We start from the raw sequence: 20,114 nt of genomic DNA, 5'->3' as shown, positions 1-20,114 counted from the left end.
TGGCAGCGCGTTAGCCGCGCTTGATCTTCGCGAGCGGCGAATCCGGCGGATACGTCGGCGTGATCGGCTTCGGCGAACCGAGCATCACGCACATCAGCGCGTCTTCCTCGCCGATGTTGACTTCCGTGCGGTACACGCCGGGTGGCACCGAGATCAGGTCACGCTCGCCGAGCACCGCTTCCCACGTCTCGCCGTCACGCTCGCAGATCACTTTCATCTTGCCGCGCAGCACGAAAAATATTTCTTCGACATCCGTATGAATATGGCTCGGGCCGATGTTGCCGGCCGGGATCACCATCGTCGAGAACGTGAAGTTGCCTGCGGGCACCGTGTTCATGTCCTTCGCGACGCCGGTACCGCCGGTACCGACATAGCGCATCTGCGCACGGCGATACTTCGGGTCGTAGTCGGCCTGGAACTTCAGCGCGTCCCAGTCGTAGCGACGCGTCTCCAGGCGTGCGACGCGGCTGTCCAGCCATTGCTGGAAGCTTGCGTCCGCAGGTTGGTCCCAGGATTTGCGTTCGTTGTCGGCGTCCGCCATCTCTTTCTCCTTTCGATTCGACAAGATCAATTCATCACGAAGCCGCCGTTGACCGGCAGCAGCTGGCCGGTCACAAAGCGAGCGGCATCGGACAACAGAAACAGCACCGGCCCGGTCACATCGTCGGGCACTTGTGCGCGCGCGAGCGCGCGGCCTTGCAGGTAATACTGATGACGCTCGGCGGGCACGTACGCGGTTGCCTCCACTTCGGTCAAGCCCGGCGCGATCGCGTTGACGGTCACGCCGTACGCGCCGAATTCGCGCGCGAGCGAGCGGGTCATCGAGATCACGGCGCCCTTGCTCGCCACATACGCGAGCAGCTTCGGCGCGCCCCACATCGCCGTGTCCGACGCGATGTTGACGACGGCGCCGCGGCCCGATTCGCGCAGATACGGCAGCGCGGCGGTGCTCATCAGCCAGGTGCCGCGTACGTTGACGTTCATCACGGCGTCCCACGTTTGAACGGACAGCTCGTCCGCGAACTTGCCGCCGGAGTTCGTGATCGCCGCGTTGTTGATCAGCGCGTCGAGACCGCCGAGCTGGGCCGCGCCCTCTTGCGCGAACTGCTTGACGCTGGCCGGATCGGCGAGGTCGAGCGGCAGATAAGTTGCCGCGTGGCCCTGCTCGCGCAGCGATGCCGCGAGCGCGCGGCCTTCGTCGTGCAGCACGTCTCCGAACACGACCTGTGCACCAGCTTCGACGAGCGCACGGACGAACGCCGCGCCGAGACCGCGCGCGCCGCCCGTCACGAGGACGCGCCGGCCCTTGAGCGCTGCGAGTGCGTCGTTATGCATGGCTGTGACCGGCTTCGTTGGCGGCGGGCGTCGCGTTGGCCGCGCGATGCGCTTCGAGCGCGGCGAGATCCTGCTGCGCGCGTTGACGCAGCATGCGGCGCACACGCGTCATGCCGACGTCATGCTGATAGAGGAACTCGTGATCGCGCGCGTTCGGGGCGAGGCTTTCGAGGACGTAGCGGTCCTGCTCGAGCACGTCCCAGTGCAGACCTTCGAGGCGGTTGCGATACAGGAAGCGCCATGCGTCGCGCTGCCAGCCCTGCACCTTGCGGGTGCGCCAGAAGTAAACCTGGCAGTTGTCGCCATCGACCGGAACCGCGAAGCCGATGATGCCGAAGTTGCCGCCCGGTCCGAACTTCTTCTTGTACGGAATCGCGAGACGCATCCACAGCGCGCCGGTGTCACCGAGTTCGACCCAGTCGAAGTTCACGTCGCGCTGGCCGATCTTCTCGAAGATCAGACCGGTTTCGGTCTTGCGCACGCGCATCTCGGCCTGCTTGTCGCCTTCGGCCATCGAGTGCGACGTCGCGTGCAGATAGGCGCCGTGCATCGGGTCCATCACGTTGTCGATCGCGTACTGGTAATTGCACTTCCAGTTCGACATGCACAGGAAACTTGCGTATTCCTCGCCAACGAGTTCGTCAGGCAGCACTAGCGGCGCCGGTTCTTGGTGCGCGTCGTCCCCGAACCACAGGAAGATCGCGCCGGCGTGTTCTTCGGCCGGGTACGACTTCACGCAGGTCTTGCCTTCGAGCGGACAGCTCGACACGGCCGGCACGTTGATGACGGTGCCGCTGCCGTTCACTTCGACGCCGTGATACCAGCACGCGACGCGATCGCCGAGGTTCCAGCCGAGCGACAGACGCGCGCCGCGGTGCGGGCAGCGGTCTTCGAGTGCGTGGACTTTGCCCTCGCTATCGCGCCACAGCACGATCTGGTCGCCGAGACGCGTGACGCCGATCGGCGCGTTGCCGACCTGCCAGCTCGGCGCGACGGGATACCAGTAGTTGCGCAGGCCGCGGTCCAGATACGACTTGACCGGATCAGCCGTGCCTTCAGTTGTAGTGGGGGACGTCATGAGGAGACTCCAGTACGAATGCGATGAAACCTGTTCGGAAAAGCGCGCCTAGTCGGCGAGCTGACGGAATTCGGCGGCCAGGCGCTCGGCGTTCCACTGAGTGCCCTCCGGGGTGCGGAAACCGTCGCGGTTCAAGCCGTCGGCGACCTCCTGCAGTTCCGTCGCGCCGGCTTCGAAAACGCGCTCGAGCGCATCGCCAAAGTCGTTTTCGTACTGGGTCGGCTCGGCCTTGCGGTTCTGCCAGACCATGTTGCTGCTCTCGCCCGGCTTCTCGATCACGCCCTTGCCTGCGACGTTGTTCGGTTGCGGCGCGAGCCACGGCTTCAGGAAGGGATTGAAATTCACGGCTATCTCTCGCATGTCATTCCACCTTGATCTGGATTTCTTCGCCTGCGAGACGTACCGAGTACATCTTCAGGTCGCGGCCGCCCGGCTCTTTCAGGCACTTGCCGGTCGGGATATGGAACACGGCTTCGTGCAGCGGACATTCGACGGTGTCGCCGTCGACGAAGCCCTGCGTCAGCAACGCGTACGCGTGGGGGCAGACGTTTTCCATCGCGTAGATCTCGTCGCCCACCTTGTAGATGCCGATCTCCGTGCCGTCGAGCTTGAACTCGAGCGGGGAGTCTTCGGACAGGTCACCGGCATGTCCGGCACAGCGCCATGGTTCGGTCATTTCTCACGTTCTCCTTGGACCTTTATGTTCCATATAAGGAACAGCAGTTCGTGTATGGTCGATTATAGGAGTCGGTCTACGCCGAGAAAATAAAAAAATGAGCTCTTAGGGGAAAACACCGACTGTCGTTTTTGGCACACATCGGCATGCCATGCCGCGCGCACAGCCCCAATCCACGCGGGCCTTCGTCAAGCATGGCCTAGCCGGAATCCCAGACGGGGGACGATCGGCAACCACGGGTTTGTACCGATCTCAAAATCTATTTTGGATGATCTCAGCTTCACTATACTTTCCATAGGCGATACGTATGTCCATAGGTGGAACGCATAACGTAGGACCGATGTGGTTCTGGCGCAGAAACCAGAACGGAATTAACCCCAGAGAACAGATCAAGGACGGCGCATTCGGCGAGTGTCTACGTCGTTTGATCAGGAGGACCAACGGTGAAGCAAATCATTGCGGCCGGTTTGACGGCAGCTTGCATGACCACGGGCGCGTGGGCGCAGAGCAGCGTGACGCTATATGGCAGCCTCGATGCCGGTGTCGCGTACATCAGCAACGTGGGCGGCAGTTCGAAGTGGATTCAGGAACAGGGCAACATGCAGCCTGACCGTTGGGGCCTGAAGGGCGTCGAAGATCTGGGTAATGGCCTGAAGGCGGTGTTCCAGCTCGAAAACGGCTTCTATACGAACACGGGCGCGATGGCGAAAGCGGGCGTGCTGTTCAACCGTCAGGCTTACGTCGGTCTCGCTTCCGACCGGATCGGTACGCTGAGCTTCGGTCATCAGACGCCGTTCAGCTTCGACGTGCTCGGCCCGTTCAGCACCGGCTACCAGGCGGCGAGCTGGTACGCGTTCCACCCGGGCAACATCGACGCGCTCGCCAACACCGCGGTCGTGCCCTACGACAACTCGGCGAAATTCCGTTCGGCATCGTTCGACGGCTTCACCTTCGGCGCGATGATGGGCCTCGGCAATCAGACCAACTTCGCGATCGGCCGCTCGTATGGCTTTGCGGCGACGTACGCCAACGGCGGCTTCAAGGCAGGCGCAAGCTATTCGAACGAGAACAACCGCACGCCGTCTATCGTGACGACCGGCATCACGACCTTCCAGGGTCAGCCCGCCGCGACCTACACGGCCGACAACCTGCAGAACATGGGCCTGGGCCTGTCGTACCAGTTCGGCAGTGTGCTCGTACACGGCCTGTACACCCGCGTGAAGCTCGAAAGCGCCGGTCACTCGGACACCTATCAGAGCTACGACGCTGGCGCAAACTGGCAGGTCACGCCGTTCAACACGATCGCAGGCGGCGCCGCGACGACGACGCTGGCCGGCCATCGCTGGACGCAGTTCATGATCGGCAACATCTATGCGCTGTCGAAGTCGACGCAGGTGTATATCAACGCGCTGTATCAGCGCGCGGGTTCGAACACCGACGCGGCGTTCTTCACCGCGGGCGTATCGAGCGGCCGTAATCAGGCGATCGTCCTGAGCGGCATCCATCACTCGTTCTGATGATTTGACGACGTGACACGGCGAGTCCGGATGTGCAATGCAGCAGGACTCGCCGACAGATATGAAATAAGTATTGGAAGTAGTAGCACCGTGAAATCAGCGCGCACTCAATGCGCGGCAACCGATCTGCGGCGCGCCTGCATCGCGGTCGGATCGTCCGGCCTCGGGCGATAGCTCAGGCGCTCGGACAACTCCAGCGCCGCCTGGCATACGGCGATGATCAGCGGCTCGCGCTCGGCGGTCTCGCCAATATCCGAACGTGGGATCGTCACCGTCAACGCGGCAGCGATCTTACCGCTCTGGTCACGCACCGGCGCGCTCACCACCGAAATCCCCCGCTCGAACGACGCCTCGCTGACCGCATAGCCAAGCGCCGCGCTCTCGCGCACCCGTCCATACAGTTCTTCGACGGTCGCCGGCGTGCGCTCGGTGAAGCGTTCGAGCTGCGGCTCCGGATACAGCTGGCGCAACTCCTCGAAGCTCAGATCGCCCATCAGCACCTGGCCATGCACCGTTGCATGCGCGGGCAGGCGCGTGCCGACGTGCACCTTGACCGAGCTGTACATCGGCTCGTGCGTCTGCGCCTTCGCGACAAATACGACGTCGCGCTGATCGCGGATCAGCAGATGCGTGCTGAGCCCGGTCGCGTCGCGCAGGCGTTCGAGAATCGGCGTGCCGACGTCGGTCAGCTCGAGCGAACTCAGATACTCGAAGCCGAGCCGCAGCACCGCGACGCTGAGCCGGAAATAGCGGTCCCCGTTGACGCGTTCGAGGAAGCCGAGCGCTTCGAGCGTTTGTAGTAAACGAAACGTGGTGGTGCGCGGGATGCCGATCCGCTTCGATAACTCCGGCGCGCCGAGCACCGGCTCGCGCGCGCTGAATTCGGCGAGGATGCGCAGGCCGCGTTCGAGGCCCGGCACCAGATATGTGGAGCCGCCGGCGCTGTCGTCGTCGGCGGCGGAAGCGGGCATGTCCGCGCTTTGCGCGTGCGACTGCGCCGGTTCGTGTTGTGCCGCGGAGGCTGCCGCCGCACGCGGTTTGGCCTGCCTGCGTCCCACTCCTGTCTGCTCTTCTTTTGCCATCTTGGCTGCCGTCTCTATGCGGTTCATCGGGTTCAATTCAGGATGATAGCGCGAAGCATGCGGCGAATCGGCCATGCGCGGTGCTATGCTTTGATCCGGTCCGGCGGCGCGGTGTATTCCAGCCGCTCGCTCGCGCCGCCCAAGCGTAGGAGGCCACGTCATGTCCAGCGCGGTCCAGATTCAGGTTGCCGACTCGCATCTTTATCCGGGCTGCGCGGTGCGCATCGCGAATCTTCCCGAGCCGGCCTGCGCGTCAAACGTCGCCGAGGCGCGCGTCGAATTCGCGGACGGTTCCGGTGCGCACGCCACCTGCCATCGGCGCGCACATGACGAACTCGAATTGACCGTCGACCGTTATGCGACGCAAAAACGTCATCCGATCGACGCACGGCACTGGCTACTATTGGCCGTCGATGCCACGCATCACAGTTGGCGCGTCAAGCGTCGGCTGCCGTAAAGCCGTGAGGCCTGCCGCCCTCGGCGGACCCGTAACCGGTGTCGCGCGCGCCGCTTCGAGCGGCGCCGATGCGACCGTCACGTCTCCTTCGGAACTCACCGATGACCGACCACGATCCTCACCTGCCGCCGAAACTGGACAACCCCGATTCAAGCGATCACACCAACGACGCCCCCGACGATCCCGAACGCCGGCGCGTACTGACCGGTCTCGCGGTGGTCGGCCTCGGCCTTGCGCTGACCGGCTGCAAAACAGGCGAGGGACTCGTGGGCAACGGGCCGCCGCGCAACGCCGCCGACTTGCGGCTCGACGCTGCGCTGCACGATCAGGTGAAGAACATCGTGGTGATCTACGCGGAGAATCGCAGCTTCGCGAACCTGTACGGCAACTACCCGGGCGTCCAGCATCCGCTCGACGCGGTCACCGCCGAGCAATACGTCCAGCTCGACCGCGATGGCAAGACGCCGCTGCCGCGGCTGCCGGCGATCTGGGGCGGGCTCGTGCCGCAGGCGCAGGAAGTGGACGGCAAGCGCTACATGATCGGCGAAAAGGATCTCGATCATCTGCGCAACCGGCCGTTCCGCATCGTCGATGCGCACGGCGCGCCGCTGCCGACCGGCGTGATCACGCGCGACCTCATCCATCGCTTCTATCAGAACCAGATGCAGATCAACGCGGGGCGCAACAACCAGTTCGCCGCGTGGGGCGATTCCGGCGGCCTTGTGATGGGGCACTACCGCAATTCCGCCGACACGCTGCGTCTGTGGAATCTCGCGCAGCAGTACACGCTGTGCGACAACTTCTTCATGGCCGCCTTCGGCGGCTCGTGGCTGAACCATATCTTCCTGATCTCGGCGCAGGCGCCCTACTATCCGGACATTCACAACAGTCCGGCGAAGAAGATGGTGTCGGTCGTGGAAGGCGACGATCCGACCGGCACCCGTTTGAAGCTCGCGCCCAATTCGCCCGCGTCGGCGCTCGACGGTCCGCCGAAGTTCGTCAATGACGGCGCTTTCACCGCCGACGGCTACGCAGTCAACACGATGGCGCCGCCGTATCAGCCCAGCAGCGTGCGTCCGGCCGAAGGCGGCGACCCGGCTTTCGCGGATCCGTCGAACCCGCGGGTAATGCCGCCGCAGAATTACGCGACGATCGGCGACCGGCTGACCGGCAAGGGCATCGACTGGGCGTGGTACAGCGGCGCGTGGCAATTCGCGCTCGATCATCGCGATACGGGGTCGATGCCCGACTTCCAGTACCACCATCAGCCGTTTAACTACTTCGCCAATTACGCGCCGGGCACCGCCGCGCGCCGCCGCTATCTGCGCGACGGCGGCATGGGCAACGACGCGTCGACCAATCGCCTGATTGCCGACATCGACGCGGGACGTTTGCCGACCGTGACGTTCTATAAACCGCAGGGCGACCTGAACATGCACGCGGGCTATGCGGACGTCGCCTCGGGCGACCGCCACATCGCGACGCTGATCGAGCACATCCAGCGCGGCCCGCAATGGCAGAACACGGTCGTGATCGTCACCGTCGACGAGAACGGCGGTTGGTGGGACCACGTCGCGCCGCCGATCGGCGATCGCTGGGGTCCGGGTTCGCGCGTTCCCGCGCTCGTGATCTCGCCGCTGGCGAAGAAGGCTTATGTCGATCACACGGTGTACGACACGAACTCGATTCTGCGTTTCATTAACCGTGTGCATGGACTCGCGCCACTCGATGGCGTGGTCGCGCGCGACAAGGCATTCGCAAGCAACGGACTCGCGCCGCTCGGCGATCTGACCGCTTCGCTCGATCTCGCTTGAGCGCCTCTCGGCTGCGTTGATTTGTCGCGGCTCGCGGTCTGCATGTGGTCGTTACTGCATGCATATCGCGTACGCCGCGGCGCAGTAAGGATTCACCGTACCTCGCCACACCTTTTGGCGACTTGATTTTCCATTCGCACATCATGCCTTTGTCTTGCATAAAGCGCCGCGCCGCCTAGACTGATAAGGCGCTTCGCAATTTATGAACGGAACTGATATGCGACTGACCATCCTGATTAACGGTTCCGATCCCACCGTAAGCCATGATTACGCTGTGCTCTGGCTCGATACCGATGAACATCGGTGGTCGAGAGAAGCGCATCAAGGGATCGACCTGCCCCCATGGGGCGAACTGCGCGACGAAAACGGCGTGACCACGTTGTGCGCACCGAGCGCCGACGCGCCGCTTTGTACGTTGCGCGGTCTGCACGTCGATCGCAAGGAGCGAGTGAGCGCCGCGCAAGGCGCCGCTGCATGGACCGCGCTGCAAACACGCAAGGCGACTAGCGGCTTCTGGCGTTTGCAGGCGGTGGATCGTCAAAAAGTGCGCGCTGAAAACAGCGTGTTCGGTAATTAAGTTCTGGCGCGATTCGTCGCGCTTCTCTTTTCCGGTCGAAACTTCCGGCTCACTACGCCAGCACTGTTCGTACGCGTAAATCTGTTCGTGCGCAATCGAACATAACGTGCCGCGATATCGCAAAGCCTTAAGACATTCTTAAGATTGCGTGCGTAGATTCGGAAGTCCACGCATTCGGGTCGCTGCAAAGCGGCCCACTTTTTTGTCCGGCGCACGCCGCCTCTGCCGTTTCCAATTCCCTTCCTTCGATTCGCATTGTGCAGTCGCTCGATGCGGGCCACGACGCTATACTTGCGTCCCCGTTCATCGAACCACCGACCCATGAAGAAGTGGCTTGCCTGTCTGTTACTCGCCGTCGCCGCTCATGCGAGCGCGGCGCCTTCCTGCACCGGATTCACGCCGAATGCGCAATGGCCCGTCCTCACCAATCAGAAGATGGCGCCGAAAACGCGCCTGCTTTGTTATAGCGATTTCGCGGTGCTGCATTCGGGTATCACGCACGGTCCGCTGTGGTCTGCCGAGCATCTGACGCGTGAGCACATCGAAGAAGCGAAGGACATGGTGCGCACCAACAAGTTCTTCGAAGACGCGCGTCTGCCCGAAGGCGAAGGCGCGACACTCGCCGACTACAAACGCAGCGGCTTCGATCGCGGTCATATGAGTCCGGCGGGTAATCGGTGGAACGACGAGGCGATGGCGCAATCGTTCTCGCTCGCGAACATCGTGCCGCAAAATCGTCAGAACAACCAACGATTGTGGGCACGCATCGAAACTGCCGTGCGCAAGATCGCGCTCGCCTACGACGACACGTACGTCGTCACCGGACCGTTGTTCACCGGCCAGCAATTGCAGACGATCGGACCGACGCGCGTGTTCGTGCCCACCCAGTTGTACAAGGTCGTCTACGTGCCGTCGCGTCAACTGGCCTTCGCAGTCGTGGTTGATAATGTAGCGACCAACCGCTACGACATCCGCACGATTCACGAACTCGAAGCGATGTCGGGCATCCGCTTTCCGGGCATTCCGGACAAACTCAAGGACCAGCGGCCAGGAGGACTGAAAGGTGTTTAAGCCCTATTCGAACGATGACGACGTGCTCAACATTCAAGGCGATGCGCTCACGCTCAGCAATGGCACGACGCGTGTCGTGCTGAACGGCACGCTCGAATTGACGCGCGATCAACGCGGACTGAAGGCGGCGCTCGCGCTGAAGGAAGCGCTCGATGCGATCGTCGCGAGCCTGCAGGCGCAGAAGGATTTACCGGCAAAGGTGCAGGACGAGCCGGATGCTAAACCGGGTATCGTGCAGAACCCGTTTCAATAACGGATTCGGCGGCGTTGCATTTGCGCAACTTCGCAGATCGTAAGTTTTACTGATTTCGGTCACGCAAACCTTTGCGTGACCGCTAGTTTTCTAATCTCGCGCCAATAGAGCGGATCGCCTCCCCTCTGTCACATAATGTACATAGAGAAACCTTAGCGTGCGAGGTTTCTTCACACATCGACTGGCGTCGCCATGCATGCTGCGTTCTCGAGATTTCGCCGTTCTTCCGCACAGGGTAATCCGCGCACTGCCGGCGACTTGTGCCAGGAAGTTCCATCCGTAGACGTTGAAGATCCCAACTCCGTGGTCATGGAGATCTTCTCGGCGCGCCGCGACATGCAGAGTCTCGCTGTCATCGACGACCACCGCCCCATCGGCCTGATCAACCGCGATATCTTCATGTCGCAAATGAGCAAGCCGTTCCATCGAGAGCTTTACGACAAGAAGAGTTGCATCGCGTTCATGGACAAGGAACCGCTCATCGTCGACGCCGACGTGAGCATCGAAGCGCTGACGTTCAGGACCGTCGAGGCGGGAGAAAAAGCGCTGGTCGATGGTTTCATCGTGACACGTGACGGACTCTTCTCGGGTCTCGGCAGTGGTCTGCAGCTTATCAGTGCGGTCGCGGAAATGCAGGCGGAGAAGAACCGCCAGATCATGCAGAGTATCGAGTACGCCAGCGTGATACAGCGCGCCATGTTGCGTGCTTCCAGCGAGACCCTGTCGATGAAGCTGCGCGACGCGGCGATGGTCTGGGAACCTCGCGACGTCGTCGGCGGCGACTTCTATCATTTCGCGGCCTTTCCGAACGGCTGGTTTGGCGCTGTTGCCGATTGCACCGGACATGGCGTACCGGGCGCCTTCATGACCTTGCTTGCTTCGGCGTCACTGTCGAAGGCGCTCGAACAGATCGGTCCGCGCGACCCCGCCGCGCTACTGGCGGCCGTCAATCAAAACGTCAAGGGCTTGCTTGGGCAAGTGAACAGTGCCGACGAAGGAACCCAATCCAACGACGGTCTGGATACCGCACTCTTCTGGTTCGACGCCACGGAGAGCGTGCTGCATTTTGCCGGCGCGAGGATCGCTCTGCACATCCTGTCACCCGATGCCGCGGAGTTCGAAACGATTGGCGCCGACCGCATGGGTGTCGGTTATGTGGACAGTCGCGCCGACTATGCGTGGAGCTTGCGCTCGATTCCGGTCACGGCGGGCAGCCTGCTGTTCATCTATACCGACGGCCTCGCCGATCAGATCGGCGGCCCGCGCAACATTTCTTTCGGCCGGCGCCGTGCGCTCGACCTGATACTCGAAAACCGCGCCGAAACTCCGGCGACGATTTGCGAGCGCGTCCGGCTCGCGCTCGCGGAGTGGCAAGGCAAGCAACCGCGCCGTGACGACGTCACGCTTTTCTGTGCCCGTATTTAGCGAATTGCCAGAATGTCCCAACTACTAGAACAAGACAGCGCCTTTTTCGAACTCGCGCAGCGGCGCAACGTGCTCTTCTATCACAAGGGCTACTTCTCCCATAACATCGTCGCGTCGATGGGCGAAGTCGTGAAACTGCAGCTCGAAGTCGCCGGCGTCAGCGGTCCTACTCGCCGCAAACTCTTCTCGTCCTTTATCGAGCTGGCACAGAACATCGTTCATTACTCGTCGAACGCGCTGGAGCCCGGTGGCGCACGGGCAGGCGAGATACGCGAGGGCGCGGTGTGCATCTCCAGGCACGGCGAACATCACGTAATGTTGTGCGTCAATCCCATCGCGACCGCCGAAGTCGAGGACCTGCGAAGCAGGTTGGAGCCTCTGCGTAATATGTCACTCGAAGAAATCAAGCAAGCGTACAAGGTTTCATTGCGCACCGATGCTCCGAAAGACAGCAAGGGCGCCGGGCTCGGCTTCCTGACGATGGCGCGCGATGCGAGCGCGCCGCTTGAATTCGCTTTTCATCCGCGTGCCGACGAACCGGGCACCACGCTGTTTTGCCTCATGGCCATCATCTGAGCAGGAAGGCACACGAACAATGGAAAACCTACACATCCCGGCGACGACCACGTCGCCCGAAGTCGATTTTCGCTTCGACCAGCACGCGTTGTCGATCAGGGGAGAGTCTTACCCCGAAAACGCAGCCGCCTTTTACGCGCCGATCATCGAGCAGATGCGCAAATACCTAGCCGCGAACGCCGGGGCCGAGATCACTATCGACGTCGCGCTGACGTACTTCAATAGCTCGAGTACCAAAATGCTGTTCAGCATCTTCGACGCGCTCGATCAGGCGGCGGAATCGGGAAGCCGCGTGTCGATGAACTGGTATCGCGACGAGGAAGACGAGACCATTGCCGAATTCGGCGAAGAACTGAAAGCCGATTTCCGCGCGATCGAGTTCACCGATCGTCCCATTGCGCAGCAGGGAAAGTAAAGTGCGTTCGACCTCTTCCCTTGACGTGTCCTCGGGTGGCGCACCCGATCTGTTCCAGAACGAAAGCACCGCGCTGGCAAAGGCTCGGGCCATGCATTCGATCATCGATGCGGACCCCGCGGAGTATCGCCAGTCGTTGGGCGAACTGATCGAGCACTTCCAGCGCCTGATGCGCGAGACACGGCGCCTGATCGGCCGCAGCGACCGGGCCGAACGCGAGATGCAGGCGCTGGCCCAGCAGTTGGCGTATCGCGCATCGCACGACGCGTTGACGGGCGTACTGAACCGCAGTGCCGTGATCGAACGGACCACCAAGGTCTTGCGCATCAGCAGCGCGGTGATGATCATCCTCGACATCGACGAATTCAAGCGGATCAACGACGACTACGGCCACCCCACCGGAGACGCGGTCATTTCGGGGGTCGTCGATTGTCTGCGCAGAATCGTCGGGGAACAAGGCTTCATCGGGCGAGTGGGCGGTGAGGAGTTCACCGTCCTGCTGCCCGGTCATGAACCGGCCAGCGGTGCCATTCTTGCCGAGCGCATGCGAGAAGCCATCGGTGACTCGCTGGTCGTTCCACCCGTCGAGCGCCGCATCACGGCCAGCTTTGGCGTCAGCATCAACGAGGTCGGAACCTGTTTCGACACCGCATATGGCCTCGCCGATGCGGCTCTGTACCGCGCCAAGCGAAGCGGGCGCAACCGCGTGGAATTTGCCGATCGATAGGCGGATAAGCAGACCCATCGCGCGCCGTCCGTTACAGGCAGATCCGGAGCGCCCTAAGGCAAGTCATGCAGCCACCTAAACATTCACTATCCGGGCGGGTCGGTGTTCGCCCGCGCCGGGTCGACGGAAAGGGAAGGGCCTTGGGACAGGAAGCAACGCGCAAAGCCGGTACTGTCATAGCCGTACTTGCCATTCTCGCTGTCATTGCGACGAGTACCTTCCTCGCAATCCGCCAGAGCAGCGAGCAGGACAGTTCGCTTCGGACGATCCAGGCTTCCGGGCGGCTGCGCCACGACCTCGACCAGGTTCAGCAAGTCATGCTCGATGAGCATGCGACGCTCTACACCTCGATCGCAACGGTGCCGCTTTACGACCGCGCCGCTTATAGCTTTCCGATGCTGGAACTGCTCGCGTTGACGCGCGACGCGCGCGAGAGCTGCAGCGAGAATCAGGAATGCATATCGAGGCTGTCGGATCTGGACGACATGATCGGCAGACTTAGCGAGCTGAGCTTTGGTCTTGCGCGCAAGATCGCGGAACATCCCGGCAGTGTGGCAGTGGGCGACCCCAGACTCGAACAAATCGACGCCTATTTCTATAGCGTTCTCGAGCGGGTCGTCGACGTACGACTCGCGGCCGACGCCAAGGTCGCTTCAGTCGTCAGCAAATCCTCGTTGGATGGGAAGTGGTTTACGCGCATGCTGTTGAGCTGCGGCGTCGCTTCGGCCTTGTTGCTGCTTTCGCTGATTCACTGGAACGGGCGCATTGGAGCGCATCTTCGTCGTTCGCTCACAAGACTCGAGCATCAAGCCAGATACGACGCACTGACCGATCTGCCGAACCGGGTGCTGCTCGGCGAACATCTTTCAGAGTCGCTCGTCCGCGCGGCAGCGACAGGTCAGAACGTTTCCGTCCTGTTCCTCGATCTCGATCGTTTCAAGGACGTCAACGATTCGCTCGGACACCGCATTGGCGATTTGCTGCTACAGGCCGTGGCGCGAAGGCTTCAGCGTCTGCTGCGCGCGACGGATTTCGTCGCGCGTTACGGGGGCGATGAATTCGTCATCGTCGCGGAACGGGCCGACGCGAAGCAACTCACCGAAATGCTGGACACGCTGATTCACGAGATGAGCGAGCCGTATCGCATCGGCGAGCACGAGCTTTATCTCGAAGCAAGCATCGGCGTCAGTACTTTTCCACAAGACGGCGCCCAGCCGGAACTGCTCACGCGAAATGCCGATGCCGCGTTGTACGTGGCTAAATCGCGCGGGAGAAACGGCTATCAATTCTACGAACCGGAGCTGAGCCGGGCGGCCGCCGGTAAGTTGCGGCTCACGACGCGACTGCGGCGCGCGGCGAAAGCCAATGAGTTGTATCTGGCGTATCAGCCGCAAATCGACATGAAAACCGGATGCATCGTCGGCGCCGAGGCACTTTTGCGGTGGCACGACGACGAACTCGGTGAAGTCTCGCCGGCCGTCTTCATCCCGCTTGCCGAAGAAACCGGTCTGATCCAGAGCATCGGCACGTGGGTATTGCGGCAGGCGTGTCTGCAGGCGAGCGCATGGGTACGCTCGGGGCTTCCGCCCGTGCGCATATCGGTCAATGTTTCGCCACTTCAACTCGAACGGGCGGACCTTCCAGGCGTAGTGCACTCGGCACTCGACGATGCCCATTGGCCCGCCGAACTGCTGGAGCTCGAAGTCACCGAGGGCACGTTGATGCGCAACGCTGAAGAAGCGCAACGGGCTTTTCGCGAACTGCGCGAACTCGGTGTGTCCATCGCGATCGACGACTTCGGCACCGGTTATTCGAGCCTCAGCTATCTGAAACGCTTTAGCGTCGACCGCATCAAGATCGATCGCGCCTTCGTTTGCGAAATCGGCAGAGACAAGGAACTCGAAGCTCTGTCGCTTGCCATCATCGCGATTGCTGAAACGCTGAGCTTCGATGTCGTCGCTGAAGGGGTCGAGCTCGATGTCCAGCGCGAGTTTCTGGTCCGTCACGGATGCACGGTGGCCCAGGGTTTCCTGTTTAGCCCAGCGGTCTCGCCGGAGGCTTTAGCGCAATTGCTCGGCAAGACCGCGGTCGCGTCTTCATTGAGCGTGGCGCCTTTTCGGGGATTCGCTTTGTGAGTCGCAACATGTATCCGCGCTGACGCACTACTTACGTTTTGTCACCAGCGCGGCGTCAACTTCTGTATTCCGCCCTACGTTAAACCGGCAGCGCTGAAATGATTCAGCCGCGACAAACGAATCCACCGATTCAACCTGGAGTCACATCATGAAGACGCTTTTCGCCGCTGTTGCTTCCGCACTGCTCGTGTCGACCGCCTTTGCTCAAACGGCCGCACCGTCTGCCGCACAACCCGCGCAACCCACGCAGTTGCCAGCCACCGGCCAGGCGAATCTGAAGGCAAGCACCGCGGTACAAGCCGGCGCGACCGCAACGAAAGCGCCTGCCGAAGCCGCTACGCAAAAGCACGTGAAAAAGACTTCCGCCCATACGAAGAAGGCCCACAAGTCCACGGCCAAAAATGCCGTCGAAACGAGCGCAGCGAAGACTAAAACGGAGAGTGCGAAAGAGGCCAGCACTGCCCCGGCGAAAGCCGACGGCGCACAAGCCGACACGACCAAAACGCAATAACACGTGATCGGTTTCGGCGCTGACCGGCCATGCAGGTGCTGTTCAAATAGAAGTTGATCGAAGCCGGACTGTGCCGTTCAGGGAGGGCGAGTCTTATGACTCGCCTTTTTTTATGCCGCGTGTCATTCCCCGTCGTATCTTTTTGCCGACAAACGCGCGAATTTTTGCACCGTCTTTACTCGCGGACGACTACTCTCGAATTGTTCCAATTCACCATCGCGTCGCACCAACGCCGCATCACATGGCTCTTACCCAATCGCTCGACAAGCTCTCGCCGCAACCTGCCAGCAAGCAGGTTCAACACAGCAACGTCATTGCGTTTCCGTCGGCGCGCGCGGCTCTACTCGTGACGCTGCCGCACGCTCACTTGCGCGCACTGCTTCATTCGCCGCTCGGCGTCTATGTAATCAACACGGAAACCGTGCGCGAAGAAGACCGCGTGCAACTCGACATCGCGCGCGAAGATCTCCACTTCACGTTGCACATGCTGCTCACCACGTTGCCCGCCGCGACGATCGGTCCATTGAAACGTCGCGTCAGCCATCCGAGCGCGCGTTAAATGCGCTCGACGAAAGCCTGTTTACGCAGCTTGTCGGCATCGACGATTTCGATCTCCGCATAACGCAGCTTCAGCGCGCCCTGCGTCTCGAAGTGCTTGAGCACCTGATTGATCGTCTGCCGCGACAGCGCGAGCATCATCGCCAGGTCTTCCTGCGGGACCTTCAGCACGTTGCGCAATGCGCCGGGTTCGCCATAGCCGCCCGCCATCAGCAACAGGCGCCGCGCGACACGCGGTGCGGCCGGCAATAGCGCGGCTTCCTCGATCGCCTCGAACGCCAGACGCAACTTGTGCGCGAGCAGCAGACCGAACGCATGCCAGTAAGCCGGCGTGCGCTCGAGCAGCCCGGCAAGCTCCTTCGATGAAGAACGCGCTGTCATGGACGGTATCCGTGGACGGTCGTTGCTGATTGTCGGCTACCCGATGGTTTGAAAATCCGCTGCCCGCGATTATGCTGACTTTGACACAGGAGCGGCACTGATGAGAACGCTGACGCAGCAATTGACGCAATACGCGGCCTACCATCGCGACCGGCGCAATATCGCCACGCACTTCGTCGGCATTCCGATGATCGTGCTCGCGCTCGCGGTGTTGCTGAGCCGCCCGTCGTTTGGCGCCGGGATGTTCCCGGTCACGTTGTCGCCGGCGTGGCTGCTGTTCGTGGCGGCGACCGTCTACTACCTCGCGCTCGACGTGCCGCTCGGCGTGCTGATGGCCTGCGTCTCGGCGCTCTGCGTCGGGTTCGGCGAGTGGATCGCCGCGCAAACGACGCTCGTGTGGCTCGCGACCGGCATTGGGCTGTTCGTGGTCGGCTGGGTGTTCCAGTTCGTCGGCCACGTGGCCTACGAACATCGCAAGCCGGCATTCGTCGACGACGTGATCGGCCTGTTGATCGGCCCGCTATTCGTGCTCGCCGAAGCGCTGTTCGGTGTCGGCTGGCGCCCCGAACTGCGCGATGCGATCGAGGCTGAGGTAGGCCCGACGCGCATCGATCCGCAGCGGACCGACGCGCATCGCTGAGCGAGCGCCGTAGTTCAGTTCGACGCGAACCGAACGAAGCGTACGCTGTGCAGCGCCGTCAGCGCGACGGCGATCCAGATCGGCACATAGGTCGCGAGTTGCGTGACGCTCAGCGTTTCGCGCAGCAGCGTGATCGACACGAACACGAGCAGCACCGGCTCGACGTAGCCGAGGATGCCGAACAACGCGACCGGCAGCAGTCGGCTCGCCTTCAGATACGAAGCGAGCGCGAGCGTGCTCAACGCACCGAGGCCCGGCAATAGCAGACACCACATTTCGGCGCGGCCGGCGATCGCTTGCAGCGAGCCGCCGCCGAGAATGCACACGGCAGCCACCGGCAGCAGCAACGCCATCTCGACGGTGAACATTGCAAGCGAATCCTGATTGATCTGACGACGCACCACGAAATAAGGCGGATAACCGAGCGCGACGACGAGCGTCGGCCACGAGAACGCACCCGTCACCCACAGTTCGTGAGCGACGCCAACCGCCGCGCACGCGACCGCGAGCCACTGCAACGCGTCGAGCCGCTCGCGATAGTGGAAGCGCCCGACCAGCACCATCACGAGCGGCAGCAGGAAATAGCCGAGCGACACTTCGAGCATGCGCCCATGCAGCGGCGCCCACAGAAACAGCCACAGCTGTACGCCGAGCAGGCCCGCAGCCACGGCCATCGCGGCACCGAGCTTCGGCTGCGTCATCATTTGGACAACGAGCGCGCGCAGAATCGGCAGGCGCTTGCGCACCGCGACGAGCAGCAGCGCGCCAGGCACGGTCCACACGATCCGCCACGCGAAGATGTCGAGGCCCGACAGCGGTTTGAGCAGCGTCGCGTAAGCGGACAATAATGCGAACATCGCCGACGCGCCGACCGACAATGCGATCCCGCGCCTGAAGTCGTTGTGATTCATTGCGCGGTCGGGGATCGGTGTGACGCGTGGGCTTGCGGCGCGCGACGCAGGCTCGCGGCGTTCGTTGTCGTCATGAATATGATGTCTCGTGAGCAGGCGGCCACGCGGGCAAAGCGGCAGACGCTGCGTTGTCGTTCTGAAGCGGCGGTGCAAAACCGTAGGAAAACGGGCATTCTAGACGGGTTATTCGCCAACGGGCTTGCGCTTTTTCGTCAGTCGGCTGCAATTAGTCGTGCGCGTCGCGCGTCGATGCACTAGAACATAACTTCGTGCGCCGCGGCCGGCGAAGCCATTTCCGGTTCGTCCTCGCCTCGCGCGAATCTTGCTACCCAAGTTTTGCACGCTGTGGCCGCACCACTCGCGACAACGACGTCCACAGCGGCACGCAACGAGCAGCACCCACGAGCCGGGTCGGCGAATGCAGCCTCGAGCGCAGTCTGTCAGGCCGCCACGAATCACCGCCCGCGCATCTCGCCCACGGCATGCCTCAACTGCGTTTCATCGCGCATGCCACCGCCCGGCAGCAATCCCGCTCATCGAATGTGACTACTGGAGCCAGCATGACCCAGCCAGCCCTATCGCTCAGCAACTCGCCTTCCGAACTGCGTCGCGCCTTCGCCGCCGACGTGTACGCCGGCCTCACCCATACGCCGCAAAAAGAGCTGCCGTCGAAATATCTGTACGACGAGGTCGGTTCAGCACTTTTTGAAGTGATTACCGTATTACCCGAATATGGCGTCACGCGCGCCGAAGAACGTCTGCTCGCGAAGCACGCGGCCGACATCGTCGAGCATTTGCCGCATGACGTCACGGTCGCCGAACTCGGCAGCGGCAGCGGCCGTAAAACGCGGCGCATTCTCGAGGCGCTGTGTAAAAAACGCCCTACTTCCTACTGCCCGATTGAAATTTCGCGCAGTGCTTTGCAGTTGTGCCGGCGCGAACTCGGTGACATCGAGCGGATTTCGATCGTCGGTTATGAGCGCGACTATCTGGCCGGTCTCGCCGAAGTGAGCCGGCAGCGCGCGCCCGGCGACCGCTTGCTCGTGCTGTTTCTCGGCAGCACGATCGGCAACTTCGGCAGGCTCGCGGCGACGCGTTTTCTGCGCGAGATCCGCAACATGCTCGCGCCCGGCGACGCGCTGCTGCTCGGCACCGATCTGATCAAACCGACGCCGGTGCTGGTCGCAGCCTACGACGACGCGATCGGCGTGACCGCGTCGTTCAATCTGAACCTGCTCGCGCGCGTCAACCGCGAACTCGACGGCGACTTTCCGCTCGATGAGTTCGAGCACGTCGCTCGCTTCAATCCGGACGCGCGCAGCATCGAGATGCATCTGCGCGCGAAGCGCGATATCACCGCTCACGTGCGCGCCGCAAAGCTGACGGTGTCGCTGGAGGAAGGCGAGACGATCTGGACCGAAAGCAGCCACAAGTATCGCGCGGAAGAATTGCCCGCGATCGCCGATGACGCCGGCTTCGTGTGCAGCCATCAATGGATCGAGGATGAGTGGGGATTCGCGGAGAGTTTGTTGGTGGCCCGGTAAGCGCTGACCACGCGGCAAATAACGGCCGATAAAGGCATAAACGAAAAAGCGGCGCGCCCTCCTCTGGACGGCGCGCCGCTTTTTTAACTCGCGCAGCTCGAGCTCAATGCTGCTCGAAGCGCTCGTAACGCCTGTCCGTCACGCGCTCCTCGCCGCTCACTTCGGTCACGCGCGCCGCCGGCGGTCCGTGACGCAGCCACGACAACATCCGGTCGATCTGATTGGCCGGTCCCTGCAACATCGCCTCGACCGAACCATCGTCGAGATTCGCGACCCATCCCCTGATGCCGAGCGCGTGCGCCTGGCGCACCGTCGCAAGGCGAAAGCCAACGCCCTGCACGGTGCCGCGCACCCGCGCGTAATAAGTTTCGATCCGCTCATCCAGATCCGGGGCCATGCCGCTACCTCCTTTTAATGCCTGACAGTCTTTC

At 62.2% G+C, this 20,114-nt stretch carries 24 protein-coding genes and 1 pseudogene; 15 read left to right on the top strand and 10 right to left on the bottom strand.

The window, feature by feature from the left end; all coding sequences use genetic code 11:
• Positions 1 to 10 precede the first annotated feature (10 nt).
• The 5 genes from OKW26_RS04340 to OKW26_RS04320 are packed head-to-tail and all read right to left on the bottom strand — an operon-like array spanning position 11 to position 3,089.
• Positions 11 to 541 carry a cupin domain-containing protein gene (locus OKW26_RS04340; protein ID WP_090808049.1) on the bottom strand — a complete coding sequence of 177 codons (531 nt, stop codon included), beginning with the start codon at positions 539 to 541 and terminating at the stop codon, positions 11 to 13.
• Positions 542 to 567: 26 nt separating this feature from the next.
• Positions 568 to 1,335, bottom strand: a complete 768-nt coding sequence (locus tag OKW26_RS04335; protein WP_184057768.1) for an SDR family oxidoreductase — start codon at positions 1,333 to 1,335, stop codon at positions 568 to 570.
• Complete coding sequence (locus tag OKW26_RS04330; RefSeq protein ID WP_184057766.1) at positions 1,328 to 2,413, bottom strand: aromatic ring-hydroxylating oxygenase subunit alpha; 1,086 nt, start codon at positions 2,411 to 2,413, stop codon at positions 1,328 to 1,330. Before OKW26_RS04330 ends, OKW26_RS04335 begins: the two co-directional genes overlap by 8 nt.
• Before the next feature lie 48 nt (positions 2,414 to 2,461).
• Positions 2,462 to 2,773, bottom strand: coding sequence for a recombinase-like helix-turn-helix domain-containing protein (locus tag OKW26_RS04325; protein WP_184057764.1), 312 nt, complete (start codon positions 2,771 to 2,773; stop codon positions 2,462 to 2,464).
• A 1-nt stretch (position 2,774) separates the two neighbouring features.
• On the bottom strand, positions 2,775 to 3,089 hold the full coding sequence (locus OKW26_RS04320) for a non-heme iron oxygenase ferredoxin subunit (RefSeq protein ID WP_090808057.1): 315 nt from the start codon (positions 3,087 to 3,089) through the stop codon (positions 2,775 to 2,777).
• A gap of 443 nt (positions 3,090 to 3,532) precedes the next feature.
• Between OKW26_RS04320 and OKW26_RS04315 the strand changes: the two genes are divergently transcribed.
• A complete protein-coding gene (locus OKW26_RS04315) occupies positions 3,533 to 4,606 on the top strand; it encodes a porin (RefSeq protein WP_184057762.1) in 1,074 nt (357 codons plus the stop codon).
• A gap of 107 nt (positions 4,607 to 4,713) precedes the next feature.
• On the opposite strand, the gene OKW26_RS04310 is transcribed toward OKW26_RS04315, so the two are convergent.
• Positions 4,714 to 5,688 (bottom strand): IclR family transcriptional regulator, encoded by a 975-nt coding sequence (locus OKW26_RS04310; protein WP_184057760.1) that lies wholly within the window; start codon positions 5,686 to 5,688, stop codon positions 4,714 to 4,716.
• A gap of 160 nt (positions 5,689 to 5,848) precedes the next feature.
• Here OKW26_RS04310 and OKW26_RS04305 point away from each other — a divergent pair, with 160 nt between their 5' ends.
• The 9 genes from OKW26_RS04305 to OKW26_RS04265 all read left to right on the top strand — a co-directional run bounded on the left by OKW26_RS04305 (position 5,849) and on the right by OKW26_RS04265 (position 13,003).
• Positions 5,849 to 6,145 (top strand): hypothetical protein, encoded by a 297-nt coding sequence (locus OKW26_RS04305; protein WP_184057758.1) that lies wholly within the window; start codon positions 5,849 to 5,851, stop codon positions 6,143 to 6,145.
• Positions 6,146 to 6,246: 101 nt separating this feature from the next.
• On the top strand, positions 6,247 to 7,959 hold the full coding sequence (locus tag OKW26_RS04300; protein WP_429352785.1) for an acid phosphatase: 1,713 nt from the start codon (positions 6,247 to 6,249) through the stop codon (positions 7,957 to 7,959).
• Positions 7,960 to 8,176: 217 nt separating this feature from the next.
• Positions 8,177 to 8,536, top strand: coding sequence for a DUF3564 domain-containing protein (locus tag OKW26_RS04295; RefSeq protein ID WP_184004683.1), 360 nt, complete (start codon positions 8,177 to 8,179; stop codon positions 8,534 to 8,536).
• Between the two features lie 321 nt (positions 8,537 to 8,857).
• Positions 8,858 to 9,607 (top strand): DNA/RNA non-specific endonuclease, encoded by a 750-nt coding sequence (locus OKW26_RS04290; protein ID WP_429352784.1) that lies wholly within the window; start codon positions 8,858 to 8,860, stop codon positions 9,605 to 9,607.
• A complete protein-coding gene (locus tag OKW26_RS04285; RefSeq protein WP_184057752.1) occupies positions 9,600 to 9,860 on the top strand; it encodes a hypothetical protein in 261 nt (86 codons plus the stop codon). Before OKW26_RS04290 ends, OKW26_RS04285 begins: the two co-directional genes overlap by 8 nt.
• Positions 9,861 to 10,169: 309 nt before the next feature.
• On the top strand, positions 10,170 to 11,285 hold the full coding sequence (locus OKW26_RS04280; protein ID WP_429354172.1) for a SpoIIE family protein phosphatase: 1,116 nt from the start codon (positions 10,170 to 10,172) through the stop codon (positions 11,283 to 11,285).
• 12 nt (positions 11,286 to 11,297) lie between these two features.
• Entirely contained in the window at positions 11,298 to 11,861 is a 564-nt protein-coding gene (locus OKW26_RS04275; RefSeq protein WP_429352783.1) for a SiaB family protein kinase, read from the top strand.
• A 19-nt stretch (positions 11,862 to 11,880) separates the two neighbouring features.
• Entirely contained in the window at positions 11,881 to 12,276 is a 396-nt protein-coding gene (locus OKW26_RS04270) for a DUF1987 domain-containing protein (RefSeq protein WP_090808074.1), read from the top strand.
• 1 nt (position 12,277) lies between these two features.
• Positions 12,278 to 13,003 carry a GGDEF domain-containing protein gene (locus OKW26_RS04265; RefSeq protein WP_184073471.1) on the top strand — a complete coding sequence of 242 codons (726 nt, stop codon included), beginning with the start codon at positions 12,278 to 12,280 and terminating at the stop codon, positions 13,001 to 13,003.
• Between the two features lie 86 nt (positions 13,004 to 13,089).
• Here the strand turns inward: OKW26_RS04265 and OKW26_RS04260 are convergent, their stop codons facing one another.
• Positions 13,090 to 13,335 (bottom strand): hypothetical protein, encoded by a 246-nt coding sequence (locus tag OKW26_RS04260; protein WP_429352782.1) that lies wholly within the window; start codon positions 13,333 to 13,335, stop codon positions 13,090 to 13,092.
• Between OKW26_RS04260 and OKW26_RS04255 the strand changes: the two genes are divergently transcribed.
• The 3 genes from OKW26_RS04255 to OKW26_RS04245 all read left to right on the top strand — a co-directional run bounded on the left by OKW26_RS04255 (position 13,321) and on the right by OKW26_RS04245 (position 16,208).
• Positions 13,321 to 15,138, top strand: a complete 1,818-nt coding sequence (locus tag OKW26_RS04255) for a putative bifunctional diguanylate cyclase/phosphodiesterase (RefSeq protein ID WP_429352781.1) — start codon at positions 13,321 to 13,323, stop codon at positions 15,136 to 15,138. The genes OKW26_RS04260 and OKW26_RS04255 overlap by 15 nt on opposite strands.
• Before the next feature lie 148 nt (positions 15,139 to 15,286).
• A complete protein-coding gene (locus OKW26_RS04250) occupies positions 15,287 to 15,649 on the top strand; it encodes a hypothetical protein (RefSeq protein ID WP_184057745.1) in 363 nt (120 codons plus the stop codon).
• A gap of 241 nt (positions 15,650 to 15,890) precedes the next feature.
• Positions 15,891 to 16,208 (top strand): hypothetical protein, encoded by a 318-nt coding sequence (locus tag OKW26_RS04245; protein ID WP_184052781.1) that lies wholly within the window; start codon positions 15,891 to 15,893, stop codon positions 16,206 to 16,208.
• Here OKW26_RS04245 and OKW26_RS04240 read toward each other — a convergent pair.
• Positions 16,205 to 16,561, bottom strand: a pseudogene (locus OKW26_RS04240) (Crp/Fnr family transcriptional regulator); the annotation flags it as partial. The gene OKW26_RS04245 and the pseudogene OKW26_RS04240 sit on opposite strands and share 4 nt — an antisense overlap.
• A 127-nt stretch (positions 16,562 to 16,688) precedes the next feature.
• On the opposite strand from OKW26_RS04240, the gene OKW26_RS04235 reads away from it, so the two are divergent.
• Entirely contained in the window at positions 16,689 to 17,228 is a 540-nt protein-coding gene (locus tag OKW26_RS04235; RefSeq protein WP_184057742.1) for a DUF962 domain-containing protein, read from the top strand.
• Positions 17,229 to 17,242: 14 nt separating this feature from the next.
• Here OKW26_RS04235 and rarD read toward each other — a convergent pair whose 3' ends face one another.
• Complete coding sequence (rarD, locus tag OKW26_RS04230) at positions 17,243 to 18,139, bottom strand: EamA family transporter RarD (RefSeq protein ID WP_429352780.1); 897 nt, start codon at positions 18,137 to 18,139, stop codon at positions 17,243 to 17,245.
• Between the two features lie 560 nt (positions 18,140 to 18,699).
• Between rarD and egtD the strand changes: the two genes are divergently transcribed.
• Entirely contained in the window at positions 18,700 to 19,683 is a 984-nt protein-coding gene (gene egtD / locus OKW26_RS04225; RefSeq protein WP_429352779.1) for an L-histidine N(alpha)-methyltransferase, read from the top strand.
• Between the two features lie 103 nt (positions 19,684 to 19,786).
• Here egtD and OKW26_RS04220 read toward each other — a convergent pair whose 3' ends face one another.
• Positions 19,787 to 20,080, bottom strand: coding sequence for an acylphosphatase (locus tag OKW26_RS04220; RefSeq protein ID WP_429352778.1), 294 nt, complete (start codon positions 20,078 to 20,080; stop codon positions 19,787 to 19,789).
• Between the last annotated feature and the right edge of the window lie 34 nt (positions 20,081 to 20,114).

The organism is Paraburkholderia sp. 32 (assembly GCF_050435345.1).
GTDB classification, from domain to species: domain Bacteria; phylum Pseudomonadota; class Gammaproteobacteria; order Burkholderiales; family Burkholderiaceae; genus Paraburkholderia; species Paraburkholderia tuberum.
This window is presented reverse-complemented; position numbering and strand designations above follow the sequence as displayed.

Bases quoted from the DNA above. Each gene is read 5' to 3' on its own strand.
- OKW26_RS04340 (WP_090808049.1), bottom strand. From the start codon at position 541: ATGGCGGACGCCGACAACGAACGCAAATCCTGGGACCAACCTGCGGAC.
- OKW26_RS04335 (WP_184057768.1), bottom strand. From the start codon at position 1,335: ATGCATAACGACGCACTCGCAGCGCTCAAGGGCCGGCGCGTCCTCGTG.
- OKW26_RS04330 (WP_184057766.1), bottom strand. From the start codon at position 2,413: ATGACGTCCCCCACTACAACTGAAGGCACGGCTGATCCGGTCAAGTCG.
- OKW26_RS04325 (WP_184057764.1), bottom strand. From the start codon at position 2,773: ATGCGAGAGATAGCCGTGAATTTCAATCCCTTCCTGAAGCCGTGGCTC.
- OKW26_RS04320 (WP_090808057.1), bottom strand. From the start codon at position 3,089: ATGACCGAACCATGGCGCTGTGCCGGACATGCCGGTGACCTGTCCGAA.
- OKW26_RS04310 (WP_184057760.1), bottom strand. From the start codon at position 5,688: ATGGCAAAAGAAGAGCAGACAGGAGTGGGACGCAGGCAGGCCAAACCG.
- OKW26_RS04305 (WP_184057758.1), top strand. From the start codon at position 5,849: ATGTCCAGCGCGGTCCAGATTCAGGTTGCCGACTCGCATCTTTATCCG.
- OKW26_RS04300 (WP_429352785.1), top strand. From the start codon at position 6,247: ATGACCGACCACGATCCTCACCTGCCGCCGAAACTGGACAACCCCGAT.
- OKW26_RS04295 (WP_184004683.1), top strand. From the start codon at position 8,177: ATGCGACTGACCATCCTGATTAACGGTTCCGATCCCACCGTAAGCCAT.
- OKW26_RS04290 (WP_429352784.1), top strand. From the start codon at position 8,858: ATGAAGAAGTGGCTTGCCTGTCTGTTACTCGCCGTCGCCGCTCATGCG.
- OKW26_RS04280 (WP_429354172.1), top strand. From the start codon at position 10,170: ATGGAGATCTTCTCGGCGCGCCGCGACATGCAGAGTCTCGCTGTCATC.
- OKW26_RS04275 (WP_429352783.1), top strand. From the start codon at position 11,298: ATGTCCCAACTACTAGAACAAGACAGCGCCTTTTTCGAACTCGCGCAG.
- OKW26_RS04270 (WP_090808074.1), top strand. From the start codon at position 11,881: ATGGAAAACCTACACATCCCGGCGACGACCACGTCGCCCGAAGTCGAT.
- OKW26_RS04255 (WP_429352781.1), top strand. From the start codon at position 13,321: ATGCTCGATGAGCATGCGACGCTCTACACCTCGATCGCAACGGTGCCG.
- OKW26_RS04260 (WP_429352782.1), bottom strand. From the start codon at position 13,335: ATGCTCATCGAGCATGACTTGCTGAACCTGGTCGAGGTCGTGGCGCAG.
- OKW26_RS04250 (WP_184057745.1), top strand. From the start codon at position 15,287: ATGAAGACGCTTTTCGCCGCTGTTGCTTCCGCACTGCTCGTGTCGACC.
- OKW26_RS04245 (WP_184052781.1), top strand. From the start codon at position 15,891: ATGGCTCTTACCCAATCGCTCGACAAGCTCTCGCCGCAACCTGCCAGC.
- OKW26_RS04235 (WP_184057742.1), top strand. From the start codon at position 16,689: ATGAGAACGCTGACGCAGCAATTGACGCAATACGCGGCCTACCATCGC.
- rarD (WP_429352780.1), bottom strand. From the start codon at position 18,139: ATGAATCACAACGACTTCAGGCGCGGGATCGCATTGTCGGTCGGCGCG.
- egtD (WP_429352779.1), top strand. From the start codon at position 18,700: ATGACCCAGCCAGCCCTATCGCTCAGCAACTCGCCTTCCGAACTGCGT.
- OKW26_RS04220 (WP_429352778.1), bottom strand. From the start codon at position 20,080: ATGGCCCCGGATCTGGATGAGCGGATCGAAACTTATTACGCGCGGGTG.